Here is an 18,828-nt window from a genome sequence, read left to right as displayed (position 1 = left end):
TCTTCCCAACTTCTAATTTTCGCTTCTCATGGATATTTTCAAGCTCATTTCTGATATCGAGAAAGTAGACCCCGAGGTTTACGACCGTCTTGATTCGCGGCGCCGGGTGTTTAAGCACCTCACAGGTGTTGGCACCAAAGTAGCTGCTGCTGCTGTGCCCGCTTTCTTTGCTTCGGTATTCAGCAAGGCCTACGGCCAGGGCACGGCTCTGCCATCTGATATTGCTGCCATCCTCAACTTCGCTCTGAAGCTAGAGTATCTGGAAGCACTGTTTTATACCAAAGGTGTAGCCACTGCAGGTCTGATTCCGGCAGGTGCCGGCCTGACGGCGCTGACGAACATCCGCGACGACGAAAACAAGCACGTAGCAGCACTGCGCGGCTTGCTGGGCTCACAGGCCATTGCGCCTCTCACAGATTCTTTCTTCGACTTCACCGGCTCCAAGGGCGGCACTCGTGCCCCACTATTCGCCGATGTATTCTCGAATTACCAGACTTTCCTGGCAGTAGCACAGTCGTTTGAAGACACTGGGGTACGTGCTTATAAAGGTGGTGCTGCTGGCCTGAAAGCCAATGACGCTATTCTGGAGGCGGCTCTCAACATTCACTCGGTTGAGGCACGCCATGCTTCTCACCTGCGCCTCATGCGCCGCGGTGGTCCTACGGTGGCCGGTGCCGGCACCGGTGCTTCGCCTAAAAGCTGGATTACTGGTACTGAAGGTGGTGGCGCTGGTGGCGCTGCTACGGCTGCCATCTATGGCGCTGGCAACCCCGCCAGTAACTTCCCCGCTGAAGACAACGTGACGCAGGGCGGTATTCAGCTGCAAACGGCGCTGGCCAGCCTGAACTTCCCGGCTTCGGCCTTCTCAGAAGCCTTCGATGAGCCATTGGATGCAACTACTGTAACTAACATTGCCCTCAACTTTGTGGTTGGCAACAGCTTCTAGGTTTTACGCCTAAGCAACACTGAAATGGGCGGCTCGTGTGAGCCGCCCATTTTTATTTTTCAGGTGGCCCGGCTTGCGAGCAGTACGGTAGGCCAGACTGGCTTTTCTGTGCAACCTTATTTCAGGTTAGAGCATCCCATCTTAACAGGCTATCTTTGTTGACTCGGTGCCGGGCGTTTTCTGGTCTGCCCCACCGACCTCTTTCTTATGCACGACAACTCTTTTCTGGCGCGTACTATCCACCGCCGTTCTTTCTTTCGCGTAGCCGGGGCCGGCGCGGCTGCTTCGGCCCTGATGCTGGCTGGCTGCGCCAAAGAAGAAGATAATAACCCTACCCCTATCAACCAGCAATTGGTTATTGGCAAGGCAGATAGTGTAAATTTCACTGTTCTGAACTATGCCTACCTGCTGGAGCAACTGGAAGCCGCCTTCTATGATAAGGTAGTGACCACGCCGCCCGCCGATTTGCTGCCCGGTGAGTTGGCTTATCTGACGGATCTGCGCGACCATGAGCTTATTCACCGCGAGTATCTGAAGGTTGCTCTGGGCTCTAATGCGTATGATGCCAGCTTCGTAACGCAGTTTGCGTTCGATTTTTCCTCACTCACGCTCACCACGCGCCAGGGCGTCTGGACGGCTGCTCAACGGCTGGAAGACATTGGTGTGGCAGCCTATAATGGCGTTGCCAAGCACATTACCACCACTGGCTACCTGAAGATGCTGGCGAAACTGGCCTCTGTAGAAGCCCGCCATGCGGCATTGGCTCACGAGGTGCTGCAGGCTGGTTCCTGGGCCGCCACTATCGGCACTACCGGTCTTGATGCCGCCAAAACGCCACTAGAGGTTGTGGCGCTTATTCAGCCTTTCGTGCCAATAGAAATATCCACGGCATACCTGCCAACTACCTAAGGCTTTGCCTGCCATGAATATTCTGAAACTTCTGGCCAACCTGGCCGAAACAAACCCGGAACAGCTGGAGCAGTCGGCTCCGCGGCGGGCTGCCTTGGAAAGCCTGGGCCGCTTCAGCGCTAAAGCGCTGGCTGCAGCACTGCCTTTCGGGCTGGCTACTCTGCCAGCTCAGGCCCGCACAACGCTCACCATCCTCGATTCTCTGGACCTAGCTCTGCAATTGGAGCGGCTGCAGGAAGCACTTTATACCCGTGCATTGGCGGTTACGGGTGCTTTCTTCCCTGCCGACCCTACTTTCCGAGCCTCTATTTTGGCAATGCAGCGCCATCAGCAGCAGCATATCGTGCTACTGACAGATGCTATTGCCGCCTCAGGCAGTACTGCTTCAGCTCCCGCCAACTACGATTTCACGGGCACTAAAAACGGCACCCAGCCAGCCCTATTTGCCGATGTATTCACCGATTTCGACCAGTTTCTGCGCTTGGCACAGCTGCTGGAAGATGCCGGCGTACGTGCTTACAAAGGCCAGGTGGAATTTCTGAGCACGAATGATTTTATCCTGCAGACTGCTCTGCAACTCCATGCTACCGAAGCCCGCCACGCCGCCCGCATCCGAATGATGCGTAAGCAGCGTGGTGCTACCGTGAAGCCTTGGCCCAGCCCTACCGATACTAGCATTACGGTAGTGGGCAAAACCGACATTGCTTATGCCGGCGAAGACGCCCTACAACAGTACCTGCCCGATTTCCGTCCGGTACCGTTCCAGCTACTTCCCATCGGATTCCCTGGCTCCACTGTCCTGACGCAGGGCGTACCCGAGGCGTTTGACGAGCCTCTGACTTCGGCTCAGGCTACTGCACTTCTAGCCCTTTTCACCTATTAGATGATCAGGCATACTGCTCGTAAAAGAGAGGAACGGAGTCCCCGTTCCTCTTTTTTGTTTTTAACACAATTCTATCAGCCGTGAACCTTTTCAGCGCTCCACATATTTATAACGCAACTAATTATTTTTTGTAACTTTCAGTAAAATTCACCGACTGTTCTGCTACGGAATAGACTATTTTACTCTGTTCCGTATACTCCCTTTGCACCCATTTTCCGCCCTAACCCACCCGAAAACAGGCTTTTCAACAATGCTGGAATACGCAAAGACCATCCTACTTAAAGTAAGCTTCGACAAAATCCTCTTCGAGAAGGAGTTACGCAAGGCCTTGCGGATGCTGCTGCCCGCCGAGTTGCTGCAGCTTAAGGAATGGTGCTACGAGAAATTTTCTACCCTGTACCGCCGCGTTCTGAACCGGGTTTTCACCCAATCGGCAGCAGCGGTATAGCGCACCCAAGTGACTAATAAAAAAGTCCGCCGGGGCCGCAGCATACACTGCGGCCCCGGCGGACTTTTTTATCGACTTAGGCTACTCCTCTGTTACGAAGCGAATGTTGCGCATGAGCCCCGCATAGCCAGTGCGCTTTACTGCCGACTGCCGGAACAGCTCCGAAAACAGTTCGTGCGTAATCTCCTGCCAGTCAGACGCAGTCATATCCTTTAGGCCAGGGTGCGGATTGAATTGAGGCTCTTGGTGGGGCTTGGAGAAGCGGTTCCAGGGGCACACATCCTGGCAGATGTCGCAGCCAAATACCCAATTGCCGAATTTGCCTTCTACCTCCCGCGGAATCTGGTCTTTCAGCTCGATAGTGAAGTAGCTGATACACTTGCTGCCATCCACTACGTAGGGCTCGGTAATGGCCTGCGTGGGGCAGGCGTCCACGCATTTGGTACAGGTGCCGCAATAGTCCTTGATAAGACCGTCGTAGTCGAGGGGCACATCCACAATCAGTTCGGCAATGAAGTAGAATGAGCCCACGCCGGGCGTAATCAGGTTGGAATTTTTGCCTACCCAACCCGCGCCGCTTTTGCGGGCCCAAGCCTTGTCCAGCACCGGCGCCGAATCCACGAAACACCGCCCCCCTATTTCCCCAATCTCCGCCTGCATGTCAGCCAGCAGCGTTTTCAACTTGTCTTTGATGACGAAGTGGTAGTCGCGGCCGTACGCGTACTTGCTAATTTTAAGCGTGTCGTCGGGTTGCTGGGTTTCCTGAGGCGGGTAGTAGTTCAGAAGTAGCGAGATGACTGATTTTGCTCCGTCCACGAGCAGGCGCGGATCAAGGCGCTTGTCGAAATGGTTAGCCATGTAGCTCATCTGGCCGTGCATGTTGCGGTTCAGCCAGTTTTCAAGCCGCGGCGCTTCTTCTTCCAGAAAGCCCGCCTCCGAAATGCCGCAATACATAAAGCCCAGTTCTGCCGCGCGGCGCTTGATAAAGGCAGTATAGTGAGCGGTTGGGAGCATTAGGAAGCAACGAATATGAACCACAAAAATACGTCATCCTAAGCAGAGCGAAGGACCTTACCACGATACCGTCAGCCATCTTGACGACAACTTACAGTAACGCAATAAGGTCCTTCGTTCTGCTTAGGATGAAAAGTGTAGTGCTTTAGCTAAACAGCTCCCCAGTAGCTGAGTTACCGCGCAGGTGCTGCGGCATAGCCCGGCCTAAGTGCAGGTAAGCTGCTTCCGTAGCTTCGCGGCCGCGGCTGGTACGCTTGATGTAGCCTTCCTGAATCAGGAACGGCTCGTACACTTCCTCAATGGTTTCGCCCTCTTCGCCGCAAGCCGTGGCAATAGTGCTGATACCCACCGGACCACCTTTGAACTTATCGATAATGGTAGTCAGGATACGCTTGTCCATGTCGTCGAGGCCACGGGCATCCACGTCGAGGGCATTGAGGGCAAACTGAGCAATATCCATCGTAATGCTGCCATCCCCTTTGATCTGGGCAAAGTCGCGGGTACGGCGCAACAGGTTGTTGGCAATACGCGGCGTACCGCGCGAGCGGCGCGCTATTTCGTAGGCGGCATCTTCGTAAATCGGGGTGCCCAGGATTTCGGAAGAGCGCTGCACGATGCTGGTTAGCAGCTTGGAATCGTAGTACTCGAGGCGGGAGCTAATGCCGAAACGCGCCCGCAGCGGCGACGTGAGCATGCCGGAGCGAGTAGTAGCCCCAATCAGCGTAAACGGCGACAACGAAATCTGCACCGACCGGGCATTCGGACCTGAATCGAGCATAATGTCGATGCGGTAATCCTCCATAGCCGAGTACAAATACTCCTCTACTACCGGATTCAGGCGGTGAATCTCATCAATGAACAGCACATCGTGCGTCTCCAGGTTGGTGAGCAGGCCGGCCAGGTCCGAAGGCTTATCGAGCACCGGGCCGCTGGTCATCTTAATGCCCGACTGCAGCTCGTTGGCAATGATGTGCGAAAGGGTGGTTTTGCCCAAGCCGGGAGGGCCATGCAGCAACACGTGGTCCAAGGCATCACCTCGCTGCTTGGCTGCCGCCACAAATACTTTCAGGTTCTCAACTACTTTATCCTGCCCTGCGAAATCATCGAAGGAAAGAGGGCGTAGTGCCTTATCAATGTCTTTTTCGGTGGCGTCCATGTGGTCGTTGCCGCCTGTTAGAAACGGTTCGCGCATAGTGCGGAGGGGTAAAGTTGGTAGCAGCAAGGTAACACCTGCACCGGGCAGATTGTCCCATTTTTAGCAAAAAAATAACGCCACACCCCTATATTGCTAATACCAATAGCAAATCGGTTTTTTTCGCTGGTAAAATCGACGGGCGAGTGACCTAACGCGTCCAAACTGATATATTTGGTTGCCGGCCTAGTGCCGCCTTACCACCCGAGAGTCTTGCTGATGATGCGTTCCTTTTTTCTGTTGATAACCGGCTTGGGCCTTTCTGGCGCTGCCTACGCTCAGGTGGCGGCTCCGCAGCTACACCCCGACCGGCTTCTGCTTAAAACAGCACCTCTTACTCTTTTCGACCCCAGCACCAGCGCCCTGATGCTGGGTCTGGAGTTTCGGCCGGTGCCGCGTATTGGGCTGGAGCTCGACTATGGCTTTCGGTTTTCGCCGCTGCAGCTTTTCTACTGGAACCAGAACAAAGACAACATCCGCTACCAGAAAATCAAGCTGGAAGGCCGCTACTACATTCCCCGCTCGGAACGGAAGCAGTGGTACGTAGCGGCAGAAGCATTTTATGTACCGCAGAGCTACGATCTGAAAAGTGGCACTTACGAGCGAGGTGACGAGCGGCGGGCGTATGACGGCGCGCATATTGAGCGGGAAGTACGCGGAGTTGCCCTGAAAGCAGGCCTTATGCAACGGCTGGGGCAGCGGCTGTGGTTGGATATGGCGCTAGGCTTGGGAATCCGGCAGCGCGAGGTACGCTACCAAACGCTGAACGAGCGTACGGCAGACCCTCTTTTCGATGCGCCCAACCAGAACTTCCTGGCCGCCACACCTGACCCTGGCCGCAGCACGCGCATAGCACCGGCCGCGGCGCTACGCATAGGCTATACCCTGCTGCGGTAAAGCCCCAACCGCCACATGGGCGTTGAAAGTGGTACGACCGAAATGCTGTTTCTTTGCACCAGCTGCTTTTCTGCTCATCCCCTTCTTCCGTCCATGCCCTCCAACGACTGGCTACATACCATTCCTGCCGACTTGTACGACCAACTGGCGCATTGCCTGAGCCTGCATGGTATGGCCTGCGCCGAGTTGCTGAGCCGCCCGCAGGAAACGCAGTTGTTACAGCTTATGGCCCTCACCGGGCTAAATACCATTCGGGTGGCTGAGTTGAATACCATTGCCGACCACGACCAGTTGCTACAGGCTCTGGAGCAGCAGCCCCACCACCTCTACAACCTGATGCTGCTGGGCCGTCTTAGCCTCGAAACCAGTCTGGCTGCCCCTGTTTTGCGGTACGTGCAGCAGCAAATGCATATTGATGCGGCTCAGCTCCAGCAGTTGAAAATATATTGCTTAGAGCTGAGTGGGGCCTTTCTGGCGCTACTGGAAGAACATCTGCCTGCTACGCCCAGCCTGGGGCTGCACCGGTTGCAGGTAGAGGAAGCGTTTGGGCAATATGTGGCGTTGCATCCGGGCCCTGAGCCAACGGCCGCTACCATCCGGTTTACGGAGCCACAGCTACAGATGATGCGGCTGGCTTTGTTGCTGGTACATTCTCTACCCGAGGCTGGTGAGCACCCGTTTCTGCAGGCAGTGGCAGAGCTGGCAACCCTGCGGCCGGTCGCGCTAGAACCCATGATAGAGCGCCTAGGAACGTTGGAACCAGCCGAAGACTTTGCGGTGACGATGCCGGAGCTGGTGCAATTGTACCAGGCAATGCAGGTATGCGGTATGGTGTTCGTGTCGGAGGTGCTGGAGAAGGTGGGGCTGGGCAGCGTATTCCCCACGGTACCCACCGATGAGCGGGCCGCTTCAGCAGGTGCAACAGAGCCCAGCGGACGGCAGGCGGTGGGCGAAATAGTGAGTGGCTTTACCCGTTGGGTGCAGTACACGTTTCCGCAGGAGCCCGCGCTGCAGCAGGCCCGGCAGCAGGTGCTGGCCCTCGCCGATGCTCTTTAACTAGTGGATTGATGGCCTGCAGCTGCGTTAGCGTAGTCTTTTGCCATCAACCCACCCACTTATTTCGTTGGTAGCAGCACTTCTATTTCCAAGTGCAGCCAGTCATCTTCCCAAGCCTTGTGCGTAAGGCGAGCCGAGAGGGGAAAGCCAGCATCCAGCAGCCGGGCAATGGTTTCGTTGCGTCCTTCAGGCAAGTAGCCCAGCCACATGGCATCGGGGGCAGTTGTGTGTACTTGCACGGCCCAGTCGTCGTAGGCGCTATCGGCTTCCCGTTGGAGCGCCAGCATCTGGCCAGGCTTCAGCTGCGGCTCATAGTCGCGTAGGCCGGGGCGGTGCGTAGTGCCAGCTACCAGGCATTCGAGCAGAACAAGGGCGGAGGCATCGGCCATAGCACGTGAAAATCTTGGTGGAGGCGTAAACATAACACGCATACGCCCAGCTTACCACTGCCTACTACCGGAAATCCGCTTGTGCTGCCCCTGCTTGAAGGCAATGACAGCGGCTTCTTGCGGCTACATAGCCCGCGGACCGTATTTTTGCGTGATGTACAGTAAAACAGAAGTAACCCAACTACGTCAGGCTTTCTGGACCACATTTGGGCAATATATGGCTCCGGTGCCTTCGGCCGAAGGAGTCCCGACGAACTGGATAAACTATAAAACCGGCCTCAAGCATGTTTACTTTCGGATGCAGGCCGATGGCCGCCGTGCTTCCATCGGCATTGAGTTCACCCACCCCGATGCGGGTGTACGGGAGCTGTTTTTCGAGCAGTTTCTGGAGCTAAAAACGCTGTTGCATGAAACCCTGGGCGAAACCTGGCGCTGGGAAGCCGACACCGTAGATGCCAACGGCCAACCTTTGAGCCGCATTTTCACTGAGCTGACACCCGTCAACCTGTTCAGCCGCGACGACTGGCCCGCCCTGATTTCCTTCTTCAAGCCCCGCCTGATGGCGCTGGATGAGTTTTGGAGCAATGCGCAGTACGCTTTTGATGCCCTACGGTAGATCGCATGTGTGGCTTGGGTAGCATTAGCGCCAGATCATGCTAAGTGTCGTGAAGGCCTGATGGAAACCCAGTGCCCTACTCAACCCACTGCGCATCAAAAAGTAAGTAATGCCAAAGTATTGTCTGTTCTTTATATTAAATAATACTTATATTTACTATACCGCAGAATGTGCCGCTCGCAGCGTATAGTACTCGTTGTGGCCTCGCATGCGGCTCAGGTACACCGCCTGCCACCGGATACCGGTGGTTTTCAGGGGTTGTCCTTGGCGTTCCTGTTGGCTCACCACCTGCTCAGGTGGGCTGCTCAAAGCGGCTGCTGCCTTGTAGTAAGGCAGCCTTATGTCGGGCCCGCGGCCTGCATTCTTCCCTCTGTTGATCAGCGTGAAAAGCGGTGAGGGCCGGTGCCGTTCAGCACCTTAGCTATACCCCTACATGCCACTGCCCAGATGAGGCTTTTGCAGCGTACACCCCGGGCCGCCAGCATGACCAATGTCATCTTTCGGCCTGATGCGCATCACATCATCGAGGCTTGCAAATCTTGACTTTTGAAGTAGCTCACTGCTCAACGCTCTTTCCAAAGGTCTGACCCCTCATTCCCATGGCTATTCCCCTTTTGATGTTCTCGGTGCTGCTGCTCACGGCACTAGCAGTGGCCAGCGCCTACCGCCACGGTACTGGCCGGCCTACTTCCTAATAGAAGCCTCTTACTTCCCCCTCCGCTATGAAAAGCCAAACCCGCAAATTCTCGTTGGGCTTGCCCCATTATGATGGACTGGGAGCTACCGTATCGGCCTTGTCGGTGAGCAACGACACCCGGCAGGCTGCGCAGGAAGCTGACCAGCAGCTTGCACTCGATATGTGGGGCCTGTACACCTCCCCGCTACCAGCCGGCGACTTGGCCCGCGACCAGTATTCCCGCCGATTTGCTGCCGCTGCCACGCTACTGAACCACTAAGCCTGATTAGTCTTTCGCCTTTTTCCTGATTGCCATGAGTCCTTCCCTGGTTGTCCTGACTGATTTCTTCGCTGTTTCGAACCGGGCGCTTTCCTATGCGGCTGGGTTGGCAATGCCGCTGCACGCACATCTGGTGCTACTGCATGTGCGCCACGACGGCCTGCTTTCGCCCGCTGAATATGCCAGCCGCCATACACCACCCGGCGAGTTCCGCACCGACTATGCCCTGCTGGACCTGGCCGCCCGCCAGCCCGTACCGGCCGAAGTAGACGTGTCGGAGCAATACCTGCCCGATGCTGTGGCCGAAGCCGTGCGCCGGCACGAGCCTCTGCTGCTGATACTGGGCAGGCCCGGCTCGGCTACCACACCCGAAGAAGTGGTGGTGAGTACGGCCATGGACCTACTGCGCCACGCGCCTCATCCTCTGCTGATAGTTCCAACCGTTGGCTGGGATACATTTCCACCGCGCCGTCTGCTGCTAGCTGTGGATGGGCAGCCCTTCCAGCTCTGTCCTCACCATGATGTGCTGCGCCAGCTGCTACGTGCCACCCAGGGTAGCGTGGAAGTAATCCATGTTACTGATGACGAGCACATGCGCACCAGCGCCGGTGCCATCCTCGACAGCATCCGGGCCAACGATATGGTAGACCCGCTGCCAGCTACTGCCCTGCATAACCTGTACCAACCCACCATTGTGGGAGGCGTGTTGCAGGAAGCGGCCCGTCTCGAAGGCGACATGCTGGTAGTAGTAGCCCGGCGCCACAGCCTGCTCGGCAGCCTGTTTCACCGCAGTATCACGGCCCAACTGCTGCAGGAAAGCCCCATTCCGGTATTGCTGCTGCCCGCCGAAGACTAGCCTGGCCCGTACTGGCTTCCACCCACCCCCACTTTAGCCTCTGCCATGAATCCGGCCATTCTGATGCTCACCAACTTGTCGGCCGCAGCAGAACGGGCCGCACAGACGGCAGCAATACTGGGGCTGCCGCTGCATATGCGCTTGGTGTTGCTGCACCTCTATCATGACCCGCTGCTGGATCCGGAGTTGGTCGTAATCACTACGGCGCAGGCCTACCGCACGCAGGCTGAAACCGCGGCTTCTCTACAGGCGCTGGCGCAGCGTTTGGCGCTGCCAGCCGAAGTAACCACCTCAACTGCCGCCCTGAGCGAGGCGGTGCAGGCGGCCCTGCACCACTACCAACCCTTGCTGCTGAGTATGGGCTTAAGCAAGGAGCACGATTTGCTGGACAGACTGCTGCATAACCAAATGCTTCCTGTGCTGCGCGCCACGCACCACCCGTTGCTGCTGGTACCTGAGAACGGGCCACTACCACGGTTGCCACACCGCGTGGCACTGGCCGTCGATGCCGATCCTTTTTGCCCAAGTATAGCCAGCCAAGCGCTGGTTTCGCTGCTAGCCAGCTGGCAGGCGGCCTACACGGTAGTGCATGTAGCAGCCCCAGAGGAACAAGAAGCCTTTGCGGGGCAGCGCGCCCTGACCAACGTGCGCCATAGCAAGCTGCTGCCCGCCGCCACGCCGCTGGAGCTCTACCAGGAGCGTGAACTGCTGCCAGCGGCAGGTGTGCTTCAGGCCCTCGAAGACACGCAGGCCGACCTACTCATCCTCATTGCACGCCCCCGCAGTTTTATGGGGCGGCTCTTTCACCATAGTGTTACGATGGAAGTGTTGCGCAACTGCCGCATTCCGGTGCTCCTACTGCCCGCTTCAACTACGGACTTACCTCGCTGGATGCCTACCATGACCTGATTGCTGCTTTTCTTTCTTTAGAATCCGTTTTGCAATGAAACCCAATCTGGTAGTCCTAACTGATTTTTCGCTGGCAGCTGAGCGGGCGCGGGCTTACGCTGCCGCTCTAGCTGCCCCGTTGCAGGCTGAAGTGCATCTGGTACATGTGTATTATCCGCAGGCAGTACCTCTTGATTTTGGCACTACGCTGCCTGTGCCCTACACACGCTACGTGCAGGAAACCCGCCAGTCATTGGAAATACTGGCCGCCGAGATGCCGCAACCCGCTACTGCCGAGGTACTGGAAACCACTTGGCAGGATGCCGTTGAGCAGGCCTTGAAACGGTATCAGCCACTGGCCCTTCTTGCCGGCCTCACGGCCACCGACAGCCTACTGGACGAATGGATGAGCAACCGTGCGTTGCCGCTGGCTCATAGTACCGGCTACCCGCTGCTGCTGATACCCGAGCATTTGCCTACTGCGGCTCTGCACCCGCCCCGGCGCATTGCGCTGGCTATAAAAGACGCGTCGTTCCACCTCGAGCCCCAAACGCGTGCCATAGCACCGCTGTTGGATAGCCTCGGCACCGAAGTAATACCAGTTTGTGTACTTCCGTACGAAGAACGGTTTGGAGGCTGGCGTGGGCGGCAGGCGGCCCAGCAATGCGGCCTTTCTGGTGCTATACCCCGTTGCGGCCTGCACAAAGTGATACGAGAATTGCCGGCCTCCGGCATTCTGCAGGGCGTTGATGAAGTGGAGGCTGATGTAGTGGCCCTTCTCGACCAAGGCCACGGCTGGCTTCATAAAATCTTCTATGGCAGCGTTACGGAGCATATTCTGCGCCATACGCAGGTGCCGGTGCTGCTGCTGGCCGCCCATCTTGAATCCAGTGCCGACTAGCCTCTGCCGTGTAATTCTATTTCCTTGCTGCCATGTCGCTCACCCTCATTTCCCTCTCCGGTTTTTATCCTGCTGCCCGCCACGCTGCGCACTACGCCGATATGCTGGCGCAGGCCCTTGATGCCCGACTGGTGCTGCTGCACGTCAACCGGGTGTCGGTTTTCGATCCGTATGAGTTGGTGGGTGAGGTATACCGCCAGGAAGAGCTAGACCGCCAAACCGACACGGCCGCCGCCCTCTACCGCCAGGCTGAAACCCTTCGTACGCCTGCTGCCATTGAAATAACCACCGACTTGCTGCCCACTGTGGCCCAAGATCTGGCCGCCCGCTACGGGTCCGTCCTGTTTGTGCTGGGCCACCCCGAGCCCGGCCATCCCACGGCTACCACCCTTGTAGCCGACTGCGCCGAGCTGCTTCGGGCCGGACAGTATCCGTTGCTGCTGGTTCCGGCTACTACATTTCCTGCTGGCCTGCCCCACCACTTTCTGGTGGCCGCCGACCAGGAACCATTCCAACTGACTCCGGCTGCCCGCCCGCTTCGTCGCCTGCTGACTACGCTGGGCACAACCGTAGTGGTGGCGCATGTGTCCGGTATCGAGGATGATGCTGGCTGCGGGGCGGCCCTGCGTGCCGTGCAAGCCAGCGGCCTGACCGAAGGCCTGCCTGTACCTGAATTGCGTGGCTACGAGCAAACCGACTACGCCACCGGCCTTCTCGAAGCCATTCGCGACACGCAGGCCGATATGGTGGTGCTATTGGCCCGCCAGCGCAGCTACTTCTCCGAGCTGTTTCACCAGAGCGTTACGGCGCACCTGCTGGAACGCAGCCCCGTTCCGTTACTGCTACTCCCTACCCAGCCGGATAAGGCAGCCTAGACAGGCTTTTGGTTTCTGAGTACTGCATAGCTGTTTTCCACACACACTTACTGCTACCTCAACAACTGAAAACGGCCGCCCTGATTGCAGAGCGGCCGTTTTTCTGATACGAATTCAACCTTACTTGAAAGCCTGAATGCCGGTGATATCCGCGCCCGTGATGAGCAGGTGGATGTCGTGGGTGCCTTCGTAGGTGATAACCGACTCCAGGTTCATCATGTGGCGCATGATGGGGTATTCGCCGGTGATGCCCATACCGCCATGAATCTGGCGGGCTTCGCGGGCAATGTGCAGAGCCATTTCTACGGAGTTGCGCTTGGCCATCGAAATCTGGGCGCTGGTAGCTTTGCCTTCGTTTTTGAGCACGCCCAAACGCCACACCATCAGCTGGGCCTTGGTGATTTCCGTAATCATTTCGGCCAGTTTCTTCTGCTGCAACTGGAAACCGGCAATTGGCTTGCCGAACTGCTCCCGTTCCAGCGAGTACTTCAGCGCCGATTCGTAGCAGTCAATAGCCACGCCGATGGCACCCCAGGCAATGCCGTAGCGGGCCGAGTCGAGGCAGCCGAGCGGGCCTTTGAGGCCTTCTACGTTAGGCAGCAGGTTTTCCTTGGGCACCTTCACATTGTCGAACACCAGTTCGCCGGTGATGCTGGCGCGCAGGCTCCATTTGTTATGGATTTCGGGGGCGGTGAAACCTTCCATGCCTTTTTCCACGATGACACCGCGGATACGGCCTTCGTCGTTTTTGGCCCACACCACCGCTACCTGGCTCTGGGGCGAGTTGCTGATCCAGAGCTTAGCGCCGTTGAGCAGGTAGTAGTCGCCCATGTCCTTGATGGTGGTGGTCATGCCACCAGGGTTCGAACCATGGTCGGGCTCCGTAAGACCGAAGCAGCCCAGCCACTCGCCGGAGGCCAGCTTGGGCAGGTATTTCTTGCGCTGCTCTTCCGAGCCATAGGCGTAAATCGGGTACATCACCAAAGAGCCCTGTACCGAGGCCGTGGAGCGCATGCCGGAGTCGCCGCGCTCAATTTCCTGCATAATCAGGCCGTAGCTAATGTAGTCGAGGCCGCCGCCGCCGTACTCGGTGGGGATAGTCGGGCCGAACGCACCTACATCACCAAACTTCTTGACGATTTCTGAGGGGAAATGATTGTTCTGGGCCCACTTCTCGATATTGGGGCTGATTTCCTTCTTGACGAAGTCGCGGATGCTCTGGCGGATGAGCTTGTGCTCCTCGGTGAGCAGGCCGTCGAGGTCGAAGTAATCGGTGAAGCCGGCGGCGTTGGTAGAACCGTGGTGGTTGGCGGCTTTGGCCTTGGGCGAGAGAACGTCAGCTTGCGAAGACATGGGAAGTTGTTGGGTGGGAATCAGATTCAAAGATAGTAGTTTCAGAATGCGAAACAGGTAGTTGCAGCCCATGGTTCAGGCGGCGCGCAGCAGGTTTGTCCCTGCTTTATGGGCCGCTGGCCAACCGGCGAATTGCCGTGCACCGGTATTTTGAGCAGCGGGTCATTCAAGATGAGACTTCCTTCGTAGATACCGCATCTGCTCCTTATCTGCCTGCTTACCCCACCATGAGCCACGAGAAAAAACTAAACGAACTGGAGGCCACTTCCATTTGCGGCAACGACATTTCCTCGTCGTGCCTGTATGTGTCGGCGCTGGCCATTGCGTATGCCGGGCAATACGCCTGGGTGGCGCTGCTGGTAGTGGGCGCGGTACTGTATCTGTTTCGCCGTATTTATGGCGAAGTGGTGGGCGCATTGCCGCTCAATGGCGGCGCCTACAACGTGCTCCTCAACACGACCAGCAAGCGCAACGCGGCGGTGGCGGCCTGCCTCACTATTCTGTCGTACATGGCCACGGCCGTTATTTCGGCGTCGGAGGCCATGCACTATCTGCACACGCTCTGGCACGGGTTGCCCATTATTCCAGCCACCATGCTGCTGCTGGGCTTCTTTCTACTGCTCACCATTCTGGGCATCTCAGAGTCGGCGGTGGTGGCGGTGGCCATTTTCCTGCTGCACCTGTTCTCACTCACGCTGCTGGTGGGCGTCACGGTGTGGTACCTTTTCACGCACGGCACCGACACGCTGCTGGCCAACTGGCACATGCCCCTGAAAACCAGCCTGACCACAGCCCTGTTTCTGGGTTTCAGTGCCGCTATGCTGGGCATTTCGGGTTTTGAAAGCTCTGCCAACTTTGTAGAAGAGCAAGCACGCGGCGTGTTTCAGAAAACGTTGCGCAATATGTGGGTGGTCGTGACGGTGTTTAATCCGCTGCTGGCATTTCTGGCCATTGCAGCGTTGCCGCTGGTGGAAGTTGGCCAACATACCGAGACGCTCCTTTCGCACCTGGGCAAGACTACGGGCGGCCCCTGGCTGGCCACGCTTATTTCCGTGGATGCCGTAGCCGTGCTCAGCGGGGCCGTGCTGACGAGCTTTGTGGGCGTGAGCGGCCTGATGAAACGCATGACGCTGGACCGGATTCTGCCCCAGTTTTTTCTGAAGGAAAACAAACGCGGCAGTAACTACCTCATCCTAATCACCTTTTTCCTGCTGTGCCTCTCAGTACTATTGATTACCAACGGGGAACTGGGGCCGCTGGCTGGGGTGTATACTATTTCGTTTTTGTCGGTCATGGCCTTTTTTGCGCTCGGCAACTTCCTGCTCAAGAGCAAGCGCCCCAAGCTGCCGCGCCCCGTGTATGCGGGCATCCTCACGGTATCCTTGGCGCTGCTGGGCGTGCTGGCCGCTCTCTACGGCAACATCCGCATCCGGCCCGATTACCTGATTGTGTTCCTGCAATACTTCATTCCGGCTATGCTTATCGTGTCGGCAATGCTCAACCGCACGGCCATCTTCAACTTGGTATTACACGCCGCCGAGTCGTTTGCCAAACACTCGCCCCGGGTTTCGGTACTCACGCAGCTCAATATCCGGCGCCAGCTGCGGGAGCTACACCGGCAGGAATTTGTGTTTTTCACGAAAGGCGACAATGTATCGAACCTGAATAAGGTGATGGCCTACGTGGTAGAAAACGAATCGACGAACCGACTCAAAATCGTGACGCTGCTCAAAGAGGGCGAAGTCTACCCCGAAGACCTGCTGACCGATATCCGGGTGCTGGACCGCGCCTACGAGCAGATTGAAGTGGATTTCGTGACCCTCGACGGCCACTTCGGCCCGGAGTTGATTGACCGGCTGTCCAAAGAGTGGAATATCCCTAAAAACTTCATGTTCATCGGCTCCCCCGGCGACAGGTTTCCCTACCAGATTTCCGAGTTGGGCGGTGTCCGGCTTATCATCTGATTACCTGTCTCTGGCTCCCAGAGGGTGCGTAAAGACGCATACTTGCGTCTCGTCGTTGCTAGTGTTGTTCAGTCGGCACAGAACCGGCTGTTCAACGACGAGGAGCAAGTATGCGTCTTTACGAACCGTTTAGTAGGCAAACGGCAGCTTAGAACTTGACGCCCACCGAGGCCAGGAAATTGCGGGTAGCTTGCGGGAAGTACCAGTTGAAGGTGTCGAGGCCGCCGCTGGCGCCGAGGTAGCTGTAGGTGTAGCCGTTGGCCACGTACTCGCGGTTGAGCACGTTGTTGACCAGCAGGCCCAGCTCGATTTCCTTCACAAACTGCGGCTTGATGCTGTAGCGCACCCGGAAATCGAGGACCTGATAGGGCTTGATGCTGCGTGCTATGTTCTCGGAGTTGTCGAGGTATTGGCGGCTGACGGTTTTGTAGAGCAGCGCCAGGCGTAGGCCTTTCAGTGGCTGTCCCTCCAGCGTGTGCGCCGACACCGTATTGGGCGAGTAGGAAATGGTGCTGGTGCGCGCCTCACCCACTACCGGATTATAATCGGCGTCATACGTCACGTCGCGGTAGTTCAGGATGCGGTTGCGGCTTAATGTTAGGGTGCTGCTTAGGCTGATTTTGTCATCCGCAGAAATGAAGGCGGTCAGTTCCACGCCCCGGCGGTAGCTGCGCGCCACGTTGGTGCGTAGCGGAGTTCCCACGTCATTCAGCTGGCCGGTAGCCACCAACTGGTTGCGGTAGTTCATGTAGAACCCGTTGGCTTCGAAGCGCACGGCCGTGCGCGGCCCCAGCAGACTGAGGTCGGTGCGGGTGAGGCGGTAGCCGCCTTCAAAATCTTCGAGACGCTCGGCTTTGGCACTTTGGTCACCGGCGGGGCGGTCTGTAAAGTCGGCGCGCACCGGCTCGCGCTGGCCTACCGCGAAGCTGGCGTAGAGCTGCTGGCCCTCAGCCAGAGTGAAGGTCGCGCCGGCTTTGGGGTTGAAGAAGGTGTAGCTGGCGCGGGTCGTCACGTCGTTCTGTTCGTCTTCCACGCCGTCAATCGTGTATTCGATGTGGCGCACCTGCACGTCGCCGTAGACGCCGAGCTTTGGCAGTGCCTGCCAGGTAGCGCGGGCGTAGCCGTTGTAGTCGGTTTTGCGGGCTTCGTTGAAGTAGAAGCGCTGCCGGGGCGCCAGGTTGGCCGCATATTGGGCCCAGATAATCTCGCCGTAGTGGTCATTCTCGAACCGATTCCAGGCGCCACCCAGGGTGGCCTGCAACTTGTCGTTCTGCTTGGGCTGGTAGTTCAGTGCAAAAGTGCCGCCGTAGAAATAGTTATCCAGCCACTTCCGGTCAATCAGGTTGGTGCGCGTGAGCGTATCGCCGCCGATAATGGCGTTTTGCAGGCCGTAATCCGCGAATTTGCGGCGGGCCCGGTAGCTTTCGTAGTAGCCGAAGCCGCGCGTGAGGTGCAACGCCGCCCCAATGTTCCAGTCGTCGCCGAGGCCCTGCGAGAGGTGCAGCTGGTAGTGGTTCTGCTGGTAGTTGTCGGTTTGGTTGTCGTAGGTGTAGTAGCTGTAGCGGCGGCCCTCCTGGCGCACCCGCTCGGCGTCGGCTTCGCTCAGCTCGCCGTTGGCTATGTAGTTCTGGAGCAGGGTTTGGTTGCCGGTAAGGGCGGGTTCGGGCACGCCGTTCCAGGCCTGATATGACTTCTCGCGGCCGGAAAAGGTGATGAACTTGAGCAGCGTGTTCTTGGCCTGGTAGCCCGCTGCGAAGTAGTACGACTTCAGATCCGATGCCGCCCGGTTCATGTAGCCGTCGGTGCTGATGCGCGAGAGGCGGCCGTCCACCGTGAAGTGCCCGTTTAGCAGCCCGGTCCCGAACTGCACGTTGTTTTTCCAGGTGTTGAAGGAGCCGACGCTGTTCTGGGTTTCGCCGTAAGCCTCGGGGCGGCTGTCCAGGGTGCTGATGTTGATGCTGGCCCCAAACGCCGCGCCACCGTTCTGGCTGGTGCCCACGCCGCGCTGCACCTGCAGGCTGCTCACCGACGAAGCCAGATCCGGCAGGTTCACCAGAAACGAGCCGTGCGACTCGGCATCATTCAGTGGCACGCCGTTGATGGTCATGTTGATGCCCGTGTTGCTCGTGCCCCGGATGCGGATATCGGTGTAGCCCACGCCCGCGCCGGCATCGGAATTTACTACTACCGAAGGCGTCTGATCGAGCAGGTAAGGCAAATCCTGCCCGAAATTGCGCTTGGCCAGATCCTCTTTGCCGAGGTTAGTGTAGGCGGTGGCCGTCCGATCGTTGGCGCGCGAGGCCGTCACGAGGGCCTCGCCGGTGAGCACGCCGCCGGGCCGGAGCGTGCTGTTTAGCTGCTGCGCTGCCTGCTGGCCCTGCACCTGCCGCACCAATGGCTCATACCCGACGAAGGTGATGCGTAACTCGTGCACACCGGCAGGTACCGCCGAAATCGAAAAGGAGCCTGCCGCATCAGTAGCAGCGCTGGCGGCACCATCCAAGTACACCGTGGCGCCAGGCAGCGCCGTGCCCGTGCGGACATCAGTGACTGTACCGGACACGGGGCCTTGCGCCCATGCCGAGAGAGGCAGCGCTAATAGCGCAGCCCCGGATACCAGGAAATTTTTCAAGGGTTTGAAAAAGAAAAAGTGGAACGGACCGGACACCAGGGGTCGGTGCCTTC

General features: G+C 57.8%; 19 protein-coding genes. 13 read left to right on the top strand and 6 right to left on the bottom strand.

The annotated features are described in order from the left end of the window. Nucleotides 1-28 precede the first annotated feature (28 nt). The 4 genes from H4317_RS04170 to H4317_RS04155 all read left to right on the top strand — a co-directional run bounded on the left by H4317_RS04170 (nucleotide 29) and on the right by H4317_RS04155 (nucleotide 3,186). Entirely contained in the window at nucleotides 29-946 is a 918-nt protein-coding gene (locus H4317_RS04170; RefSeq protein ID WP_185888896.1) for a ferritin-like domain-containing protein, read from the top strand. A gap of 207 nt (nucleotides 947-1,153) precedes the next feature. Next, entirely contained in the window at nucleotides 1,154-1,855 is a 702-nt protein-coding gene (locus H4317_RS04165; RefSeq protein ID WP_185888895.1) for a ferritin-like domain-containing protein, read from the top strand. 13 nt (nucleotides 1,856-1,868) lie between these two features. After that, a complete protein-coding gene (locus tag H4317_RS04160; protein WP_185888894.1) occupies nucleotides 1,869-2,738 on the top strand; it encodes a ferritin-like domain-containing protein in 870 nt (289 codons plus the stop codon). A gap of 250 nt (nucleotides 2,739-2,988) precedes the next feature. Further along, the gene (locus H4317_RS04155) at nucleotides 2,989-3,186 is read left to right on the top strand and encodes a hypothetical protein (RefSeq protein ID WP_185888893.1); all 198 of its coding nucleotides are present in this window, start codon (nucleotides 2,989-2,991) and stop codon (nucleotides 3,184-3,186) included. An 81-nt stretch (nucleotides 3,187-3,267) separates the two neighbouring features. On the opposite strand, the gene queG is transcribed toward H4317_RS04155, so the two are convergent. Both queG and ruvB read right to left on the bottom strand, forming a co-directional pair. Then, on the bottom strand, nucleotides 3,268-4,200 hold the full coding sequence (queG, locus tag H4317_RS04150) for a tRNA epoxyqueuosine(34) reductase QueG (protein WP_185888892.1): 933 nt from the start codon (nucleotides 4,198-4,200) through the stop codon (nucleotides 3,268-3,270). A 145-nt stretch (nucleotides 4,201-4,345) separates the two neighbouring features. Continuing rightward, on the bottom strand, nucleotides 4,346-5,392 hold the full coding sequence (gene ruvB, locus H4317_RS04145; protein WP_185888891.1) for a Holliday junction branch migration DNA helicase RuvB: 1,047 nt from the start codon (nucleotides 5,390-5,392) through the stop codon (nucleotides 4,346-4,348). A 219-nt stretch (nucleotides 5,393-5,611) separates the two neighbouring features. On the opposite strand from ruvB, the gene H4317_RS04140 reads away from it, so the two are divergent. Together H4317_RS04140 and H4317_RS04135 are read left to right on the top strand one after the other, a co-directional pair. Next, complete coding sequence (locus H4317_RS04140) at nucleotides 5,612-6,289, top strand: DUF3575 domain-containing protein (RefSeq protein WP_185888890.1); 678 nt, start codon at nucleotides 5,612-5,614, stop codon at nucleotides 6,287-6,289. Between the two features lie 93 nt (nucleotides 6,290-6,382). Beyond that, nucleotides 6,383-7,345: a hypothetical protein gene (locus tag H4317_RS04135; protein ID WP_185888889.1), complete on the top strand. Its 963-nt coding sequence runs from the start codon at nucleotides 6,383-6,385 to the stop codon at nucleotides 7,343-7,345. Nucleotides 7,346-7,404: 59 nt separating this feature from the next. Here the strand turns inward: H4317_RS04135 and H4317_RS04130 are convergent, their stop codons facing one another. Then, complete coding sequence (locus H4317_RS04130) at nucleotides 7,405-7,734, bottom strand: HIRAN domain-containing protein (RefSeq protein ID WP_185888888.1); 330 nt, start codon at nucleotides 7,732-7,734, stop codon at nucleotides 7,405-7,407. 154 nt (nucleotides 7,735-7,888) lie between these two features. Here H4317_RS04130 and H4317_RS04125 point away from each other — a divergent pair, with 154 nt between their 5' ends. Further along, nucleotides 7,889-8,350: a DUF4268 domain-containing protein gene (locus H4317_RS04125; protein WP_185888887.1), complete on the top strand. Its 462-nt coding sequence runs from the start codon at nucleotides 7,889-7,891 to the stop codon at nucleotides 8,348-8,350. 156 nt (nucleotides 8,351-8,506) lie between these two features. Here the strand turns inward: H4317_RS04125 and H4317_RS04120 are convergent, their stop codons facing one another. Then, entirely contained in the window at nucleotides 8,507-8,659 is a 153-nt protein-coding gene (locus tag H4317_RS04120; protein WP_185888886.1) for a hypothetical protein, read from the bottom strand. 413 nt (nucleotides 8,660-9,072) lie between these two features. Here H4317_RS04120 and H4317_RS04115 point away from each other — a divergent pair, with 413 nt between their 5' ends. From H4317_RS04115 to H4317_RS04095, 5 genes are read left to right on the top strand one after another with little or no spacing between them, the layout of a single operon-like run. Further along, nucleotides 9,073-9,306 carry a hypothetical protein gene (locus H4317_RS04115; protein WP_185888885.1) on the top strand — a complete coding sequence of 78 codons (234 nt, stop codon included), beginning with the start codon at nucleotides 9,073-9,075 and terminating at the stop codon, nucleotides 9,304-9,306. Between the two features lie 34 nt (nucleotides 9,307-9,340). Next, entirely contained in the window at nucleotides 9,341-10,162 is an 822-nt protein-coding gene (locus H4317_RS04110; protein WP_185888884.1) for a universal stress protein, read from the top strand. Nucleotides 10,163-10,207: 45 nt separating this feature from the next. Further along, the gene (locus tag H4317_RS04105; RefSeq protein ID WP_185888883.1) at nucleotides 10,208-11,071 is read left to right on the top strand and encodes a universal stress protein; all 864 of its coding nucleotides are present in this window, start codon (nucleotides 10,208-10,210) and stop codon (nucleotides 11,069-11,071) included. A 34-nt stretch (nucleotides 11,072-11,105) separates the two neighbouring features. Next, the gene (locus H4317_RS04100; protein ID WP_185888882.1) at nucleotides 11,106-11,951 is read left to right on the top strand and encodes a universal stress protein; all 846 of its coding nucleotides are present in this window, start codon (nucleotides 11,106-11,108) and stop codon (nucleotides 11,949-11,951) included. A 32-nt stretch (nucleotides 11,952-11,983) separates the two neighbouring features. Continuing rightward, on the top strand, nucleotides 11,984-12,826 hold the full coding sequence (locus tag H4317_RS04095) for a universal stress protein (RefSeq protein WP_185888881.1): 843 nt from the start codon (nucleotides 11,984-11,986) through the stop codon (nucleotides 12,824-12,826). Between the two features lie 120 nt (nucleotides 12,827-12,946). Here H4317_RS04095 and H4317_RS04090 read toward each other — a convergent pair whose 3' ends face one another. Then, nucleotides 12,947-14,179 carry an acyl-CoA dehydrogenase family protein gene (locus H4317_RS04090; protein ID WP_211538876.1) on the bottom strand — a complete coding sequence of 411 codons (1,233 nt, stop codon included), beginning with the start codon at nucleotides 14,177-14,179 and terminating at the stop codon, nucleotides 12,947-12,949. 95 nt (nucleotides 14,180-14,274) lie between these two features. Here H4317_RS04090 and H4317_RS04085 point away from each other — a divergent pair, with 95 nt between their 5' ends. Further along, nucleotides 14,275-16,143 (top strand): APC family permease, encoded by a 1,869-nt coding sequence (locus tag H4317_RS04085; protein WP_260625816.1) that lies wholly within the window; start codon nucleotides 14,275-14,277, stop codon nucleotides 16,141-16,143. Between the two features lie 148 nt (nucleotides 16,144-16,291). Here H4317_RS04085 and H4317_RS04080 read toward each other — a convergent pair whose 3' ends face one another. After that, entirely contained in the window at nucleotides 16,292-18,775 is a 2,484-nt protein-coding gene (locus H4317_RS04080; protein ID WP_185888880.1) for a TonB-dependent receptor, read from the bottom strand. Nucleotides 18,776-18,828 lie beyond the last annotated feature (53 nt).

It is taken from the genome of Hymenobacter sediminicola (assembly GCF_014250515.1).
In the GTDB taxonomy this organism is placed as follows: domain Bacteria; phylum Bacteroidota; class Bacteroidia; order Cytophagales; family Hymenobacteraceae; genus Hymenobacter; species Hymenobacter sediminicola.
The sequence above is the reverse complement of the archived record's forward strand: the minus strand, read 5'-3'. Positions and strand labels throughout refer to the sequence as shown.